We start from the raw sequence: 16010 nt of genomic DNA on the forward strand, positions 1-16010 counted from the left end.
TTCTCACCTCCACCGCTTCCGTTCTACAATTTGAATGCTTAACAGTAGAAACACACCCGTAAGCGTGACGTAGTACAGAACATCCGGTCCGCTGAGTACACCTTTCGTAAAGCTGTCAAAGTGTTTCGTCAGTGCAAACGGATCAAGCCACTGCTGCAGAGCGGACCCCGTATTACCTGTAAATGAATTAAGCATCCACAAAATGAGAAGCATAATAAAACCCGCTACCGCGGATACCATCTGATGCTGGGATAATGTGGAGGCAAACAACCCGATTGCCATCATGCTGCCCCCTAGGAAGAACAAACCGAGCGCAGATAACCAGACAGACGTCAGATCCAGTTTCCCATAGAACGACATGATGAATGGATACACCAGACTGCACAAAATGAGCACGAGCAGTATGGCGAGTGAAGCTAAATATTTTCCAAAAACTATCTCGGTCACGCGTGTCGGCGAAGTAAGCAGCAGCTCATCCGTTCCCTGTCTGAATTCTTCTGCGACAAGACGCATCGTCAACAATGGCACCACAAAAAGCAGCATGGACAATGTATCTCCTAATACGAGGCGATAGTCCACAATGCTTGGCTGGTAATATACAAAGCTTGAATAGAACAGCAGACTGGTCATCAATACATACACAGCAAAAGCAAAATAAGAGGTTGGCGACAGGAAATAGGCCTGCAGCTCTTTGTTACAGATCGCCATCATTCGTCTCATCTGCTTCCCTCCCCTGAACCGGAATTTGAAGCTTGCTGCCGATCCGATAAGGCCTCTGACTCTGCAGCAGGTTCATCGTTGTTTTTCGCGGCTTCAAGGCTTGAATCAAGTGCTGTCTTCAAGTGATCTTCAGGCACAGCCGCTGCTTCCTCCGTTTGTACAGACTCCGATGTCGTCAACTTCAGGAAAATCTGTTCCAGACTGAGGTTCTCGCGTTTCATCTCCAGAATAGGCAGACCAGCACCCGACAATAGATAAAACAGCTCTTCCCTAAAATCTTCCGATGAATGCCCGGTAAGCTTGACTCGTACCATGGAAGGCGCATTGGAAGTGCCATTTTCCAGCGCATCTGATTCACTGGTCTCCAAATCCGAGGAAGACGAAGATAAAGACGAAGATAAAGAGGAAGATGATATGATTTCAGTTTTCGCCTTCTCCCAAGGTGCCAATACCTGCAGCAGCTGCTGCTCCGAGGCTTTCACTTCAAGAGAGACCTTGAAACGATCTCCCGTCGCAGTTCCCAGATCCTGCGGAGAACCGTCCAACACCAGCTTTCCCTGATTAATAATCAACATGCGATTACAAAGTGCACTTACCTCAGGCAGAATATGCGTGCTGAGCAGCACCGTATGATTTTCACCCAGTTCCCGAATCAAATCCCGAATTTCGATAATCTGGTTCGGATCAAGTCCTGACGTCGGTTCATCCAGAACCAGCAGATCGGGCTTATGTATAATCGCTCCTGCTAACCCCAACCGCTGCTTGTACCCTTTGGATAACCCGCGTACCAATTGTTTTTCCCTGCCCTGCAATCCCAGCCTGCTGATCATCTCACTGATTCGGAGTTTAACTTCTCGTACCGGGACATCGCGCAGATTCGCTACAAATTTGAGATACGACTGTACCGTCATATCCGGATAAAGCGGCGGTGTTTCCGGTAGATACCCGATTTTGGAACGAACGCTCCGCCCCTGATCATGCACGGATAAGCCATCGACCAGAACCGAGCCAGCAGTGGGATGCAGATAACCTGTAATCATGCGCATCGTTGTTGTTTTGCCAGCACCGTTGGGCCCCAAAAACCCGACGATCTCGCCTCGCTCCATGGTAAAGTCCAATTGGTGCACACCGCGCTGGTCTTCGTACACTTTGCTGACCTGTCTCACTTCGAGCACGTCCTTCATCCTTTCCCGTTAAAAATACCCGTGCAGTATGATGAATAACACAACACGGGAAGTTCTTTGTATGATACAGTGTGTATCCTAGCCTCAGCTTAATATCACTTAAAATATAGCTTAATTTTTTTTGTCCAAATTGTGAACATTTGATATTGCACCCACACCACAGCCTCGGGTTATACGTAACATAAAACACAGGAGAATGAGCTCCTGACCAAAAGTCAGAGGGTGAATCGTGTGAAAGTTTTATTTACGTTTTATGTTCCCAGCGGTGGTGTAGATACCCTGAACCGGCTGCGGACTGCTGTTCTGAAGCGTCATGACATCGAAGCTCATTTATTGTATCTGAATACAGGCTCAGGTTTACAAAACAACACGGATACACGTATTTTTACCGCCTCCAGTGATCAGGATATTCATCACCTGATTCACAGTCAGCACTATGATGCCATTATTACCACTTCCGATATTGCCATGCCTGGTCGTTTGAGAGGCCTGGGTTACAAAGGACGAATTATTTTTGAAGCACAGGGTCTTGGTACGCGTGAACAGGCACTGGAAACTATACAGATGGCGGTTCCTTACCTTCAAGCCCACTGTGATGCGGCTGTACTGCCGCCAACCGATCATCTGCTGGATATGTTCATTCATATTTGTCCATGGCTTCATCGTTTTGTCATTCCGAACATGCTGGATACAGATACCTTTGCTCCACTCGCCGTTGACACTCCGCCTTATCCTGTGCTCGCATGGGTGGGACGTCTGGAGCATAACAAAAACTGGCGGGAATACCTTGAGATCGCCAGGAAAGTTATCCAGAAGAAACCGAAAGCCAGACTGTGGCTCTTCCACGACCCTACCCTCGCTAATCCGGAAGATGAGGTCATGTTCCGGCATATACTGACCGAGTATGGATTACAAGATCGCATCGGCATCTTTGTAAATGTTCCTCACTCGCAAATGCCAACATTTTATTCTATGGTCGCCGAGTCCGGGGGGATCATGCTGTCGACTTCTTTACTGGAAGGTTTCGGTTATGCTGTAGCCGAAGCCATCAGCTGCGGCTGTCCCGTACTCAGTACAGATTCGGATGGCGTACGTTCATTCATTACACATAATAAAACCGGAAAGTTCTATCCCATTGGCAATGTTCAAACTGCGGTAACCGAAGCCATGGATTTAATGAACAACAAAAAGCTGCGGGAGTATATTCGTATTCAAGGAAGACAGCATCTGAATCTGTCCTTTTCACCTGATCGATACGCAGCTTCTTTCAGAGAAATGATGACCGCTTTGAGGATTTTTCATTGATGGTGAATGACTCGAACTGAGGAAAATTTACATGGACATTTCGATGACAGAAGACAGAATAACGTGGAGAGCAGCTGTTTTCCCCGGAAAGAATGGGTAGGCAAAAGGCAGTCCAGAAAGCATACGCTTCCGAACTGCCCTTTATTTGCTGTATCTAGGCTGCTGCTATCTATTAATGCCCCATCATCATTGCCGGGTCAGGACTATCGCCTGTCTGCAATTCCTTTTCAGGCATACGCTTCGGTCTACGCAGAATCAGACTAAGCAGACAACCGAACAAAGCAATACACGCGGCGAGGAAAAACGTATCATTGAATCCACTCACCAGCCCGTGTACAATGTCTGCTTTCTCCGTACCCGTCGTGCTGCTGGTCACACGCGAGGTCAGAAATCCGGTGAGGCCAGCAACCGCGAACGAAACAACAACCTGCTGTGCTGCCGCAGTTAGCGGTGTCACACGTGCAACGAGTTTGCGAGGTGCCGCATTAAGCACATGCGTGTTTAGCGGCATCATGGACAAGCCCATACCAAACCCCATCATAAGCAGCGCCGTAATAATAAGGCCAAGCCCCGTCACTGCCGTAATGGAAGACAGAATAAACAAGGCCCCTGAAATGATTCCCAGACCTACAAAGGCCAGCGGTCTTGCTCCAATTTTGTCAAACAAGCGACCACCCAGCGGCATCGCAACCCCGGAAGCAAGTGCTTGAGGCAGCAGGATAAGTCCTGTCTCCAGTGCTGTATATCCTTTGATCTGCTGCAAGTACAGAGGGATCAGAATCATCGCGCCGAACAAAGCCACTTGGGATACCCACGCCAGAACAATACCTCTGGAAAAATCGGAGGAGGTAAATACCCGCAGCTCCAGCAGCGGATTTTGCTGACGAAGTTCTACGATGATAAACAGAATAAGCGCTGCTCCCCCTACAATAACGCCCGTCAGTGTTGTCGCAGATGTCCAGCTTGTGCCGCCTTCACTCACACCGTAAGCCAGCATGGAGAAGGCAATAGGGGCAAGGATCATGCCCAGCAGATCCAGTGCAGGTGTACGTCCGCGGTCTGTGTCTGGCAGGAACCGGATGCACAAAATAAATGCTGCGATACCGATCGGCAGATTAATCAGGAAAATCCAGTGCCAGCTGACCGACTCAATAAACCAGCCGGATAATACCGGACCAAGCGCGGGAGCGAGCAGCATCGGAATACCGAGCATCCCCATAATGGAACCTCTGCGCTCCGGTGGAGCCAAACGGAAAACCATAGCCATCCCGATTGGGGCTACCATGCCTCCGCCGAGCCCCTGAATGACACGAAATAAAATCAACTGCTCCGGTGATTGAGCGATTGAGCATAATACAGAGCCAAGAGTAAACATGGCAATAGTGAACAGAAATACTCTTTTTGCTCCGAAACGATCGGTCAGCCATCCTGCCAATGGAATTACTGCGGACAAGGCCAGCGTATACCCTGTAACCGTCCATTGAATGGTTTTTAGATCTGTTTCAAAATACTGTACAAGATTTGGAATCGCTACGTTAACTACCGTGCTGTCCAGAATAACCATAATCATGCCGACGATAATCGACAGCAGGGGCAGAATAATCGTTTTGATTGAAAATTCCTCTGTCTCCTGTGGTACTGATGTTTGTTGTTTCACGCATCCACTCTCTTTTCCGGCGTCTGCGGCTTCTGGAAGAACCGGCTAGCAGACTGCCTATACTTATGATTTTTTCAAACCATCGTTTTAAACCTTTGTTTTAAACTTTCGTTTTATACTGGTTTAATTTTAATCAAATTACCTTTGCTGTCAAGCTATTTTTAAAAGAACAAGTTTAGCAATAAAACGAAAAAAAGGACCAAGCTTCTCGCCTGCTCCTTTCCTTTAAGAACCTATTAATCAGCAAGTTTTGTCATCTGATGCTCTGACAGTATGCCAATCAACTGTCCTTCACCACCACGACAGTAGATTCGAATGACCAGATGATTGGGTATGGAGCTGTTACTTATGATTTTCAGCTCACAGATTTCACACGATACATTTAGATTATGAATAACATAACTGCTCACTTCCTGATGCGAGCCAGAACCGATATGAAATAGATTTCGATACAATTCTCCGTGAATCCCACCTACTCCAACGTATACATCAGTTCCTTCCCCGTCGCCGACATAAGCAATCTCCACATCCATGTATTTCACAGGAATAAATGTCTGAAGCAAATTTTCGTGGATCTGGATAATATATGCCGCCATCTCGTATCCCTCCTGTGGAGTTCAATTCTTCGATTTCCCCCTGTAGACAGAATATGCATTCCCTCGTCCATTGGCTTTTACAATCACCCAAATTTGAGGATTTGCAGTCAGTGCCCGACCTTACACCCCGCTTTTTTCATAGAATAACAGGATAGAAGTTCGGCCTGTGCTGGCCGTGACAAGGAGGTCGTTATGAGAGTTCTGCTCGTTACTTACTGGGAATTGACACATATGGGAGGCATCTGGACATATATCAAACAGCTCGCCGACAGACTTGCTGCCCTTGGTGTAGAAGTGGATATTATGGGAACGAACAGTGTCAGGAATGAAGTGTATGTCCGTAATCTCAATCGCTCCTTCTCAAAAAGTCTGGTATGGCCTATGCTGCAGGCCAAGCTGAATCCCACTGATTTGCCGCAATTCACAGCGGATTCCCTCCTGGCATATTACGAGCTGAACCGATACGCTTTCGAGATGGCCGCTGCCCATCTGGGGGTGGAGCAATATGATGTAATCCACGCACAGGACCCGGTTGCAGCTGTTGCTGTTAAACGCATCTTGAAGCGTAATATTCCGCTCGTTACGAGTTACCATGGAGCACTTGCTCGGGAAGCCTTCTATGATGCGCAAAATTCCAACCCTCAGCTGACATTGCCTGCTTATCTGCAATCCAAACGCGGACGTTATTTTCTCTCGCTGGAGCAGCGAAGTGCAGCGCAGTCTGAACTGATTCTGGTGTCCAGTCATTGGATTAAAAGCACGTTGACCGAACTCTCCGTGCCTGAGACCAAATTCAGGCAGATTCCGTACGCCGTTGACCTGCCCGCTTATCGCAGGGCTGCAGCTGCCAGGTTCCCCCATCGTCCGCCTGCAGGAAAGAAGGTCATCGCTTTTACAGGAAGACTCGAATACATCAAGGGTGTGCATGTACTAATCAAGGCACTTACCAGCCTGAAGAAGCAGCGTTCGGACTGGGTGTGCTGGATTGCCGGGGACGGGAACCTGCTGGACGAATTACGCGGTCAGGCTGCCGAAGCTGGCACTGCTGCAGATATCGTATTCTGGGGTAAGCTGGAGAACATTCCTTCCTTTCTGAAACATGCCGATATTTATGTGCAGCCAAGTCTTCAGGACACACAGCCCTTTTCCGTTACCGAGGCACAGCTTGCAGGTGTTCCCGTCATTGTCAGCGGCACAGCAGGCATGCCCGAAATGGTCGAACCCGGCCGTACCGGTTGGGTCGTGCCTCCACAGGATGCCGACTCCCTTAGCGAGCTGCTGCATGCACTGCTTCAGGATGACACCACCCGCAAAAAGGTGGGTGCAGCCGCCAAAGCCTGGGCTGAGCAGCACCGCTCTCTAGAGGAAATGGGCCTGCGAACACTGCATGTATATGAAGAAGCTATCTATAGAGGAGGTCTTTCCACATGACACTGCTTGTTCCAAGTGATCTGTACAATCGCTGGTTTACTGTTCCCGTCTCCACGCCTCACATTGAGGTGGATTACAAGACGATGAACGAACTAATGCAGAAACTGCCGAAAGGTTACGTATTCCCCGATCCGGCATCGATGGTTATTTTGAATGAAAAAGACTAGGTACTGATGAAAGAATGAACATCCTTTTTAGGGTGTGTCTTGAAACCCGCTGAAGTATATCTTTTACCCCCTTTTCGCCCCCTGCTGCTCACTTTCCCTTGACGTGCCCCGGCATGCCTGCGGTAAACTTCCTGGCTTGGAACGAACATTCAGCAAAAAAAATTGCGTTTTCAGACACCCCCTAGTAAATATTATGCTATAGTTTGAATAGCAGAAGTTTACATGAAAGGATGGATTTCCTTGAATCTCAAACGATTTATTGCCGCAGCATTTAGCGTATCAGTCGCAGTCATTACATTAGCTTTTTACGTTTCGGAGCATGCACGCAGTGATTCCTTTAATAATAATACCGTCCATGCTTCCGGAGAAGCTCAAACGTTATATCCAGTGAATGAGGCTGGCGAAACTTATGGTAAACCTGTAGATTCGATACATCCTCCCGACCTGATTATGGCACAAGGAACGGATGGCAAGTTAGGTTATGTACGCTCATCTGAGTTAATCGGCGATGACCCGGCCACACCTGAAGAAGCCGCTAAATATCAGTTAACACTCGACCCAAAAGGCCGGGTAATTCCCCTCTATGAACATGATGGCATAACTATTATAGGTGAGTTTAAGATCGGCAATCCTTAACATCTCATCATACAAGCGGGTATGGCACCACTTCACAGGCATTAGAAAGAAGCCGCAGATTATATCTGCAGCTTCTTTTCGAGGTGTTTAGTTATGTCTTGTGCGCAGCCGTTGACGCCGCTTTCTTAATCCGAGGCCAGCTTCGAATACATATACAAATCGTTAAACGTATCTTCTGCTCCTGATTCTGTTCCCGCTCTCTCGTAAGATCTCAGCGTTCCTTCACGCGTAAATCCAAGCTTCTCCAGAAGCTTGATGGAGTTTGCATTTCGAGGATCAACCTTTGCTTCGATCCGGTTTAATTCCAGCGTTGTGAAACCGTGCGTTAACATAGCAGTGACCGCTTCCGCCGCATACCCCTTACCCCAATAAGCTTTGGCAAGGTCATATCCGATCTCGGCTCTGGCTTGTTCAAAATCCAGGTAATTGAAACCGCAGGAACCCATAATCGCGCCAGACGACTTCTCGATAATCGAGAAGCGGATAGCCTGTTGATCCTTGGCGAGATCAGCCAGCATCTGAATCATCTCTACCGCTTGTTTTTCATCCTTAAAAGGAGAAATATTCATAAACCGGGCAACCTCCGGATCGGACCATACCTGAAACAGGCCGGCCGAATCGGCTTCCTTCATTGGACGCAAATACAGTCTTGTTGTGTGTAATTCGGTAATCAATACGTTAACCTCCATTAATTAATTATAATCGTCTGGTTATCCAATATTGATATCTGCGCATAGTTCAGTCCCTTCTATGTACAAGTTACCATCTAGTATACTAGAAATTGCCTATCTCCGCATGCACACCAAGTTCCTCCTTTCATTTCCTTTCCCCTCTCCTCCATGCCAGCCAAGTCTACCTTGATTATCTCAAAAAAGAAGAGCGTCCACCCTGCAGCATCTAACTGCTGCTTCCCAGATGTTCACCCTTCTGCACAATACTTTATCTATCGCCCTGCTTCTTTTAAATACAGACAAATCATCTGTTACTTCCAATACCCGCCAACCTGCTGCAGGTTAAGCAGAATCGGACGGTGTTTCTCCTGAACACGCTCCATCTCCGCGACCAGTTCCTTGAAGTGTCTTTTCGTTCCCATCGACTCGTGCAGGCGGTAACACATTAGAGGTTCATTGAAATAAAACAGCTCATACAGCGGAAACAGTCTCAGCCACATCTCATAATCATGTGTATACCGAAAATCCGTGTCAAATACTCCAAAACGCTCAAACGCCTCCATCTCCACCATTACCGTACATCCATTGATCGGACAGCCTTCCATCAGCACCTGAAGCACCTCCAGACGGCTTCCCACCTCAGGCTGCACCGTATCCAGCCATTCACCCTGTTCATTCACGTAATGATACGCACCATGGCAGAATGAAGCTTTGACATCAAGCATGAACTTCAGCTGTTTTTCCACCCGATTCAGCAGCATCACATCATCCGAGCTGAGCCAGACAAAAAAGTCACCCGTCGCATGTTTGATGCCTTCGTTAAGTGCCGTCGCTGTGCCGCCATTCTCTTTGCGAATGTAATGAATCTGATCCATAAACGGTTCCAGCCGCTCCACATGTTTGGTGGATCCATCGTCCACCACGATGACCTCAATATGAGGATATGTCTGGTGAAGCGCACTGTGCACCGCCTGCTCGATATATGGGCAGTTATAAAAAGGAATCACGATTGATACCTTCGGCTCCATCCGGGCATCCCCTTCCTCCGCGAATCTCTGATATAAAAAACTGCATCTCCTCCAGTATATGAAGGTTTCAAGCAGCGGTAGCGGGCATTCGCGGTGAGGTCAACGTACATTTTGTAACCTGTCGCAGAATCGCCGCACTCCCCTCCGCGTCAAGAGATTCACATGCAGTCCGGTTCTCCAACCTTTATTTCCCTTGCAAAAGGGCCGCGCCAAACAGGCCGCTAATCAGCACGCACGTGCGGCTTCATAACGGCCTATTCGCTAACCGCCAAGTGCAGCAATACGATGCTGCAGCGGTTCGCGATATCTCGACCAGACCATGGACGCTTCTCTGCCGATCACGTCCGCATGACGTACCGAGCCCATCCCCCCATGCCAGCGATAGGCTGTAAGCGGCTCATTCAGGTACGGAAAGCGATGACCATTAAGCAGGATTCGCAGCCAGAGATCCAGATCATGTGTATAAGGCAGCAGCTCATCAAACAGCCCTACGCCGCTGAACAAATCCTTGCGAATCATAACCGTGCATCCATTCACCGGATTTCCGCCATTGAACCGGCGCAGACAGTCCAGTTCAGACATCGGTTCAGGTCCGCCATGCATTTTGGTCACCGCTGCATGTTCATTGATATAATGAAAATTCGTGTGGGAGACCAGCACATTTTCACGCTGCATGAATTCAAGCTGATAACGAATTTTATCAGGATAAAAGAAATCATCCGAGCTCAGCCAGGCCACATAATCCCCGGAGGCATGCCGAATGCCGTGATTCAGTGCAGAAGCAGTGCCGCCGTTGCTTTTGCCAAGCACATTGATCTGCGGCAGATAAGGCTGGAGCAAATCCTCATGCCTTGTGGAACCGTCGTTAACAACAATAATCTCCACTTCGGCATAGGTCTGGTTCAGCGCGCTCTGAATCGCCATCGGCACATAAGGGCAGTTATAGAACGGAATCACAATGGATACGCGCGGATTCATCCAGTCGTCCTCCCTTGCTGGGTACGAACATCCGCCAAAATATCCCGGAGCGATGTCTCAAATGGAATCTGCGGTGACCAGCCCAGATTGCGCAGCGCAGATAATCTCTCCTGTTTGCCCGCCCCGTCAGGCCCGGATGAAGCTCCATCCCAGCGAACCTTTACCTCGGCTTCTGTCATGGATAAGAGCAGATCGGCGATCTCGCCAAGGCTCCGCTCCACCCCGGATACGACCGGATAGACCGTGCCGCTGGTGCCCTGCAGCAGCAGCATTGCGTATGCTCGAACGGCATCCCGTACATCCAGAAAGTCACGTGTATTATCCCGTCCGGACAATCGGAACGCTTCCGTTATGCCCTTCTGCTCACAAGCAGCCACATGACGTGCAAGCAGGGAACAGATGCCGGTGGATGGACCGGCACCAATCAGATTGCCCGGTTCGGCCAGTATGATCTGCTGACCAAACAGGGACATCCATGACAGGGTTACCATCTCTTCCAGCGCCTTGCTCAAGCTGTACGGATGCGGTGGCTGAGGTATTTGTCCGGGCTCCGGTGTATATTTGAGTCTTGATCCAACAATTACCGTCCGGGCATCGGGACAGCTGCGGAGTGCATCCAGCAGATACAGCACTGCCATGACGTTTGTTTCGAGTACAAGCAGCGGATCGTCCCAGGAATCCGGCACCGAATTTTTGCCGGCAAGATGAAGCACATAATCCGGCTGTATCTCGGTAATCAATTCCCGCACTTGATGCTTATCATTGAGGTCACAGACATGTACACTTACGTTTTCGGCAAAAGTAAAAACACCCTGCCGCCGGACGACAGCTGCAACGTCCGCCCCGGCGCCTTGAAAATATGTTACCGCATGGCGCCCGGTAAAACCGGAGGCGCCTGTAACCAGTACCTTTTTGCCCGTCAGCTCTGCTCCATCCATAATGCCAGCTCCTTCAGCATAGTTGAATAGTCCGGCAGGTCTGTCTTCACATCCTCGCGGGTGGATATCAGCGTTCGATCCTGCACCATACTGTCATCGGGTACAATCTTCACATCCTGCTTGTTCCAGACCTGCTGGAACAGGACAAGCAGGTCATGTTTGCTCACCGGAACAGGATGAGCAAGATGGATCAGACCACTGACCGGCGAATCCAGATAATGGTCTACCCATTTGGCAAGCTCAAGCGTCGTTACGCCATTCCAGAAGACACGGGTGTACCCTCCCACTTCGCCTGTGCTGGACATGAACCACTGCATCAGACCGATGCCGCCTTTCCGGATCTCAGGGCCAATAATGGAAGTCCGAATGGTCAGATGACCTTCATCCTGCACTTCACCTAGTGCTTTCGTAATCGCGTAGGAGGACGTTCCGTCCGTGACATCATCCTCCCGGTAGGCACCCCGATCTCCGCTGAATACACAATCGGTACTGATATGGATCAGACGTGCACCGATGGAATCGGCCATCCGCCGCAGCCGATGCGGCAGAAAACCGTTAATATGATATGCGCCAATTTTATCCTCATCCGCGAAGCTGTTCAGCACCCCAACCGCATTAATGATGACGTCCGGGTGCACCGCTTCTACAAGCCTGTCGACCATGAAGCTGTCATTCACATCCAGGATCAAACCATTCGGGTCAGCAGCGTCCCGGGTGGTGTAGAAGACGCTGTGCACGCCTTGACGGCGGAAGTAGTCGACCAGGATATGGCCCGCCATTCCGTTTCCCCCAAGAATCAGCAGTTTCATGACAGAAACCCTCCGCGTTTCAGAATTTCACGAATCTCTTCTTTGGTCATCAGCTGATGTTCGGAACTAAAGCTGCTGTACGGCACGGGCGGGCAGTTGGTGTAGTGCTCTCGCAATCCAGGAATGCCGAGCGTAGGCAGAATCACCAGATACTGCTCGTCGTAAACAACCGTAGTCATGCTCTCGAATTCACTCATGAGTATTTCATGAATCTTCTCGCCGGGACGAACGCCGCGTTCTACGATGGCGACATTTTCCACACCGGAATCTTCAATCAGCACCTCGGCAAGATCGACAATTTTGCACGTGGGCATCGTCATGACAAAGATTTCTCCGCCAACGCTTTCCACCGAAGCTTTGAACAGCAGTGTAATTGCGTCCTTCAGTGTGAGGAAGAACCGGGTCATGCCCATATCTGTAATGGATACCTGACCTTTTTGGCGAATCTGGTTTTTGAACAGATGCACAACACTCCCGTTAGTGCCCAGTACATTGCCGCCTCGCACCGTGACAAACTTCGTATCACTGTGCAGCAGGTTGGCATAAACAATCAATTTCTCACCGATGGCTTTGGTCATTCCGTAGAAGTTCGACGGATTGGCCGCTTTGTCAGTCGATATATAGATTACTTTTTTCACCTTGTTCTCAATCGCCGCTTCAATGACATTCTGTGTACCGATGACGTTTGTTTTGAGCGCTTCATACGGCTGGTCTTCACATACCGGTACATGCTTGAGTGCGGCCAGATGAAAAACATAATCTACATGCTGGCAGGCCGCCGTCAGAGCGTCTTTGTCACGAATATCACCAATGCGGAAATGAAGGCGCGGATCTTCAAAGTCACGGCTCATAGCTACCTGGCTGGACTCGTTGCGGGAGTACACAATAATTTCTTTCGGCTGCCGGGGCAGCAGTTGAGCGACAAGCTCATACCCCCATGATCCCGTACCGCCAGTCACGAGTATACGCTTATTTTCAAACATGCATTTTCCCTCCAAGCAGAAATTTAACCACTTTACTGGACACATCTTCCGCCTTGTAACCCTGCGGACAATCCCAGTCATTCGGCAGCTTTATCATTACGTTCACACAATCCGCAATTCGTGCTGCGTTCAGGCCGGAAACCACATTACTGCCGCAGTCCACCGTTTCCGGGCGCTCTGTCGTACGACGCATCGTCACGGTAGGCACACCCATGATGCAGCACTCTTCCTGAACCGTTCCGCTGTCCGTCAGCGCACAACGTGCATGACGCTCCAGCATGACAAAGTCGAAAAATCCAAACGGCTCGTGGAATTCCACCAGCGGATGCATCTCCAGCTGCAGATGCTCGGCAATCCGAATCGCCGTTCGCGGATGAATGCTGCATATGACGCGCTGTCCATGCTCCTCTGCGACCTGATTCAACCCTTTCATAATCTCCAGCAGATGTGGAGGGTGATCCACATTTTCAGCCCGATGTGCGGTAACCAGAAAATACTGTCCGGGTTTCAGCTTGAGCTTTTTCAGAATTTTACTGGCATTAACCTGCCCGCTGTAATGCTGCATTACCTCGTAGATCGGATTGCCTGTAAGCACAATACGGCGGCTGGGCACCCCTTCACTGACCAGATGCTTCTTGCTCTGTTCGGTATAAGGCATATTTATGGTGGAGATGGAATCAATGACGCGGCGGTTTTTCTCCTCGGGCACATCCAGATCGAAGCAGCGATTGCCAGCCTCCATATGAATGACAGGAATCCCCATGCGTTCAGCAAGTACAGCACACAAGGCACTGTTCGTGTCCCCGAGCAGAAGCAGTTTGTCTGGTTTCTCCTGCAGGATCAAGTCTTCCATCTGCGTAAACATGGCGGACAGCTGCCTCCCCAATGAGGCGGCTTCATCTTGAAGAACGTAGTCCGGGGCACGCAGACCCATTTCCTTGAAAAAAAGACCGCTAAGACTTTCTGTGAAGTTCTGTCCCGTGTGTACCAGAATATGTTTGGACGCATACTGGTCCAGCTTGGAAATGATCAGGCTGAGTCGAATAATCTCAGGTCTCGTACCCAGCACCGTCATGATCTTCATCGTCATCCCTGCCTTCTATTTCGTGTATTCAGGACCTATATTTCGTGTATTCAGGACCATTTCTGTCACGTACTTAGACCCCATCTTTTGCTGTGTATCAGGAACACGTCTTTGGACGTGTGTTGGAGTCTTTCTCTTATCGTGCATTGAAGTTCCTGTTTCTCATCGTACAGTGGAACCTTTGCGTGCCGTGCGGCTGCGTTTCCTGCTTCGGGAGAGACGTCTGCGCACTGACGATTTGGAGGAAGCTGCGTGCCGTTTTTTCACTTTGCGGCCTGTGCGGCTTCGCTTACCTGTTCGGGCAGTTCGTTTCAGCTCTTTCAACCGGCGAGAAGCAGGAACGCCTCTCCTGCGGCGGCGTTTTGTTATACGCCTTCCCGGTTGAATTAACCTCTCTGCCTCACGAGGTTTAACGGCTCCCTCATCATACGGAGTTACGCTTACTGGCGGAAGCACCGAACGGGGGAGGAGCTGCACAATGTTTTCTGGAAATAGAAGTGTCCGAATAAGGGCAGGATCGGGAGTCAATACGGTGCGCAGTCCTCCTTCTCCCCATGTGAACACGGGGCCGCTTGGAGGCTGAATATACGTGAACCATCCGGGGAAACGCAGCAGCCACTGTGTGACCATCGTATGCAGTTTCGCTCGGTAGGTTTCGACTCCGTACAGCTTTTCCGCTTCTGTCCGGTTGCGCCACCCGGTATCGGAGGCAAGTTCCGAATCATCCAGCAGCGTCACAGCCAGCTTAACCAGTGCATCGCTATCCCCTGGAGGAGCAAGAAATGCACCGCTGCCTACGGATTCCATCAATTCACTGAGACCACCCTGATTGAATGCGATGACCGGTTTGGCAAAATACAGTCCCTCCAGCGCAGTCATGCCAAATCCTTCTTTTACCATGCTCGGGATCACAACGATATCCATCGCCGTGTATGCCAGAGACACATTCTCCTCAAACGTGGTAAACCTGAAACGAGCTGCATACCCCGAACGTTTCACACGGGATACGCATTCGTCGTAATACTTTTTGTCCGACGGTGCGCCAATGATCCAGAATCGGCAACGCGAATGAGTCTCACACAGCTGCAGCGCCATATCTACAAAGGGTTTTAAGCCTTTGGCATCATATATAAAGGAAGAAATGTAACCGATACAGGTGTGCGAGGGCTTATAGCCAAGCTCCTTGCGTTTTCGCTCACGCAGATGGAGCCAGCGGTCAGGAGCAGGCAGGGAAGGCTCCCACGTCGGAGAGATGATCGTTACTCTGTCACCCATACCTGCCTGTTTGAAGGGCGCCGCAGCCGCCTCGGAAATTCCAATAATCCAGTCCGCATAACGTCCAATCATCTGGATCGCTTCGGCGGTGTGTTCATTCGTATGAATAATCTCGGTAATTTTCCAGATAACCGGAATCCCCAAAGACTTTGCTGCTGCAGCAGGCATTACATTAACGCAGGTATTCGTCAAGATCATATCCGGCTGGTGACTTCGGATTAGGGAGACTGCATCCTGAAATGCAGGCGTATGCCGCAAATGTTCTGCATCCTGCGCGATTCCCTGATAAGGTGTGTACACACCGTGCAGCATCGGCAGATGACATATGTGAACGTGTATGCCAAATCTCCGTGCGAGTCCGGTCAGCTTGCCTTCCTGCGGAGCCACGAGTACACAATCAAAGATTGCACCAATTTCTCTCATAAAATGAAGCAGCAGCTTCTCCGCTCCCGTAATACTGCGAGTGTTGCACACATGGGAAAACAACATCAGCTTTGGTTTCATTGCCATGGCCGCACACATACCCTGTATGCAGCAGACGAACGGAT

16 protein-coding genes are annotated in these 16010 nt (G+C 49.7%); 4 read left to right on the top strand and 12 right to left on the bottom strand.

Annotated elements, in window-relative coordinates; translation table 11 throughout:
• Positions 1–3 precede the first annotated feature (3 nt).
• Together MKY97_RS23165 and MKY97_RS23170 are read right to left on the bottom strand one after the other, a co-directional pair.
• Entirely contained in the window at positions 4–720 is a 717-nt protein-coding gene (locus MKY97_RS23165; RefSeq protein WP_342552589.1) for an ABC transporter permease subunit, read from the bottom strand.
• On the bottom strand, positions 717–1895 hold the full coding sequence (locus tag MKY97_RS23170; protein WP_342552590.1) for an ATP-binding cassette domain-containing protein: 1179 nt from the start codon (positions 1893–1895) through the stop codon (positions 717–719). The genes MKY97_RS23165 and MKY97_RS23170 overlap by 4 nt, the downstream gene beginning before the upstream one ends.
• A gap of 240 nt (positions 1896–2135) precedes the next feature.
• Here MKY97_RS23170 and MKY97_RS23175 point away from each other — a divergent pair, with 240 nt between their 5' ends.
• Complete coding sequence (locus MKY97_RS23175; protein WP_342552591.1) at positions 2136–3209, top strand: glycosyltransferase; 1074 nt, start codon at positions 2136–2138, stop codon at positions 3207–3209.
• A gap of 172 nt (positions 3210–3381) precedes the next feature.
• On the opposite strand, the gene MKY97_RS23180 is transcribed toward MKY97_RS23175, so the two are convergent.
• Together MKY97_RS23180 and MKY97_RS23185 are read right to left on the bottom strand one after the other, a co-directional pair.
• Complete coding sequence (locus MKY97_RS23180) at positions 3382–4866, bottom strand: DHA2 family efflux MFS transporter permease subunit (protein ID WP_342552592.1); 1485 nt, start codon at positions 4864–4866, stop codon at positions 3382–3384.
• 236 nt (positions 4867–5102) lie between these two features.
• Positions 5103–5462: a hypothetical protein gene (locus MKY97_RS23185; RefSeq protein WP_342552593.1), complete on the bottom strand. Its 360-nt coding sequence runs from the start codon at positions 5460–5462 to the stop codon at positions 5103–5105.
• Positions 5463–5654: 192 nt separating this feature from the next.
• Here MKY97_RS23185 and MKY97_RS23190 point away from each other — a divergent pair, with 192 nt between their 5' ends.
• The 3 genes from MKY97_RS23190 to MKY97_RS23200 all read left to right on the top strand — a co-directional run bounded on the left by MKY97_RS23190 (position 5655) and on the right by MKY97_RS23200 (position 7696).
• On the top strand, positions 5655–6893 hold the full coding sequence (locus tag MKY97_RS23190) for a glycosyltransferase family 4 protein (protein ID WP_342552594.1): 1239 nt from the start codon (positions 5655–5657) through the stop codon (positions 6891–6893).
• Positions 6890–7060 carry a hypothetical protein gene (locus tag MKY97_RS23195; RefSeq protein ID WP_342552595.1) on the top strand — a complete coding sequence of 57 codons (171 nt, stop codon included), beginning with the start codon at positions 6890–6892 and terminating at the stop codon, positions 7058–7060. The genes MKY97_RS23190 and MKY97_RS23195 overlap by 4 nt, the downstream gene beginning before the upstream one ends.
• 222 nt (positions 7061–7282) lie before the next feature.
• The gene (locus MKY97_RS23200) at positions 7283–7696 is read left to right on the top strand and encodes a hypothetical protein (protein ID WP_342552596.1); all 414 of its coding nucleotides are present in this window, start codon (positions 7283–7285) and stop codon (positions 7694–7696) included.
• Positions 7697–7821: 125 nt separating this feature from the next.
• Here the strand turns inward: MKY97_RS23200 and MKY97_RS23205 are convergent, their stop codons facing one another.
• The 8 genes from MKY97_RS23205 to MKY97_RS23240 form a co-directional block, all read right to left on the bottom strand.
• Positions 7822–8370, bottom strand: coding sequence for a GNAT family N-acetyltransferase (locus MKY97_RS23205; protein ID WP_342552597.1), 549 nt, complete (start codon positions 8368–8370; stop codon positions 7822–7824).
• A 308-nt stretch (positions 8371–8678) separates the two neighbouring features.
• Positions 8679–9395, bottom strand: coding sequence for a glycosyltransferase (locus tag MKY97_RS23210; RefSeq protein WP_342552598.1), 717 nt, complete (start codon positions 9393–9395; stop codon positions 8679–8681).
• A 261-nt stretch (positions 9396–9656) separates the two neighbouring features.
• Positions 9657–10373 carry a glycosyltransferase gene (locus MKY97_RS23215; protein WP_342552599.1) on the bottom strand — a complete coding sequence of 239 codons (717 nt, stop codon included), beginning with the start codon at positions 10371–10373 and terminating at the stop codon, positions 9657–9659.
• Positions 10370–11311 carry an NAD-dependent epimerase/dehydratase family protein gene (locus tag MKY97_RS23220; protein WP_342552600.1) on the bottom strand — a complete coding sequence of 314 codons (942 nt, stop codon included), beginning with the start codon at positions 11309–11311 and terminating at the stop codon, positions 10370–10372. The genes MKY97_RS23215 and MKY97_RS23220 overlap by 4 nt, the downstream gene beginning before the upstream one ends.
• Positions 11293–12120, bottom strand: coding sequence for an SDR family oxidoreductase (locus MKY97_RS23225; RefSeq protein ID WP_342552601.1), 828 nt, complete (start codon positions 12118–12120; stop codon positions 11293–11295). The genes MKY97_RS23220 and MKY97_RS23225 overlap by 19 nt, the downstream gene beginning before the upstream one ends.
• Positions 12117–13103: a polysaccharide biosynthesis protein gene (locus MKY97_RS23230; protein ID WP_342552602.1), complete on the bottom strand. Its 987-nt coding sequence runs from the start codon at positions 13101–13103 to the stop codon at positions 12117–12119. Before MKY97_RS23230 ends, MKY97_RS23225 begins: the two co-directional genes overlap by 4 nt.
• The gene (gene wecB, locus MKY97_RS23235; RefSeq protein ID WP_342556436.1) at positions 13096–14187 is read right to left on the bottom strand and encodes a UDP-N-acetylglucosamine 2-epimerase (non-hydrolyzing); all 1092 of its coding nucleotides are present in this window, start codon (positions 14185–14187) and stop codon (positions 13096–13098) included. Before wecB ends, MKY97_RS23230 begins: the two co-directional genes overlap by 8 nt.
• A 162-nt stretch (positions 14188–14349) precedes the next feature.
• The gene (locus MKY97_RS23240; RefSeq protein ID WP_342552603.1) at positions 14350–15972 is read right to left on the bottom strand and encodes a glycosyltransferase family 4 protein; all 1623 of its coding nucleotides are present in this window, start codon (positions 15970–15972) and stop codon (positions 14350–14352) included.
• Positions 15973–16010 lie beyond the last annotated feature (38 nt).

Origin of the sequence: Paenibacillus sp. FSL R7-0652, assembly GCF_038595045.1 — a bacterium.
GTDB lineage: Bacteria > Bacillota > Bacilli > Paenibacillales > Paenibacillaceae > Paenibacillus.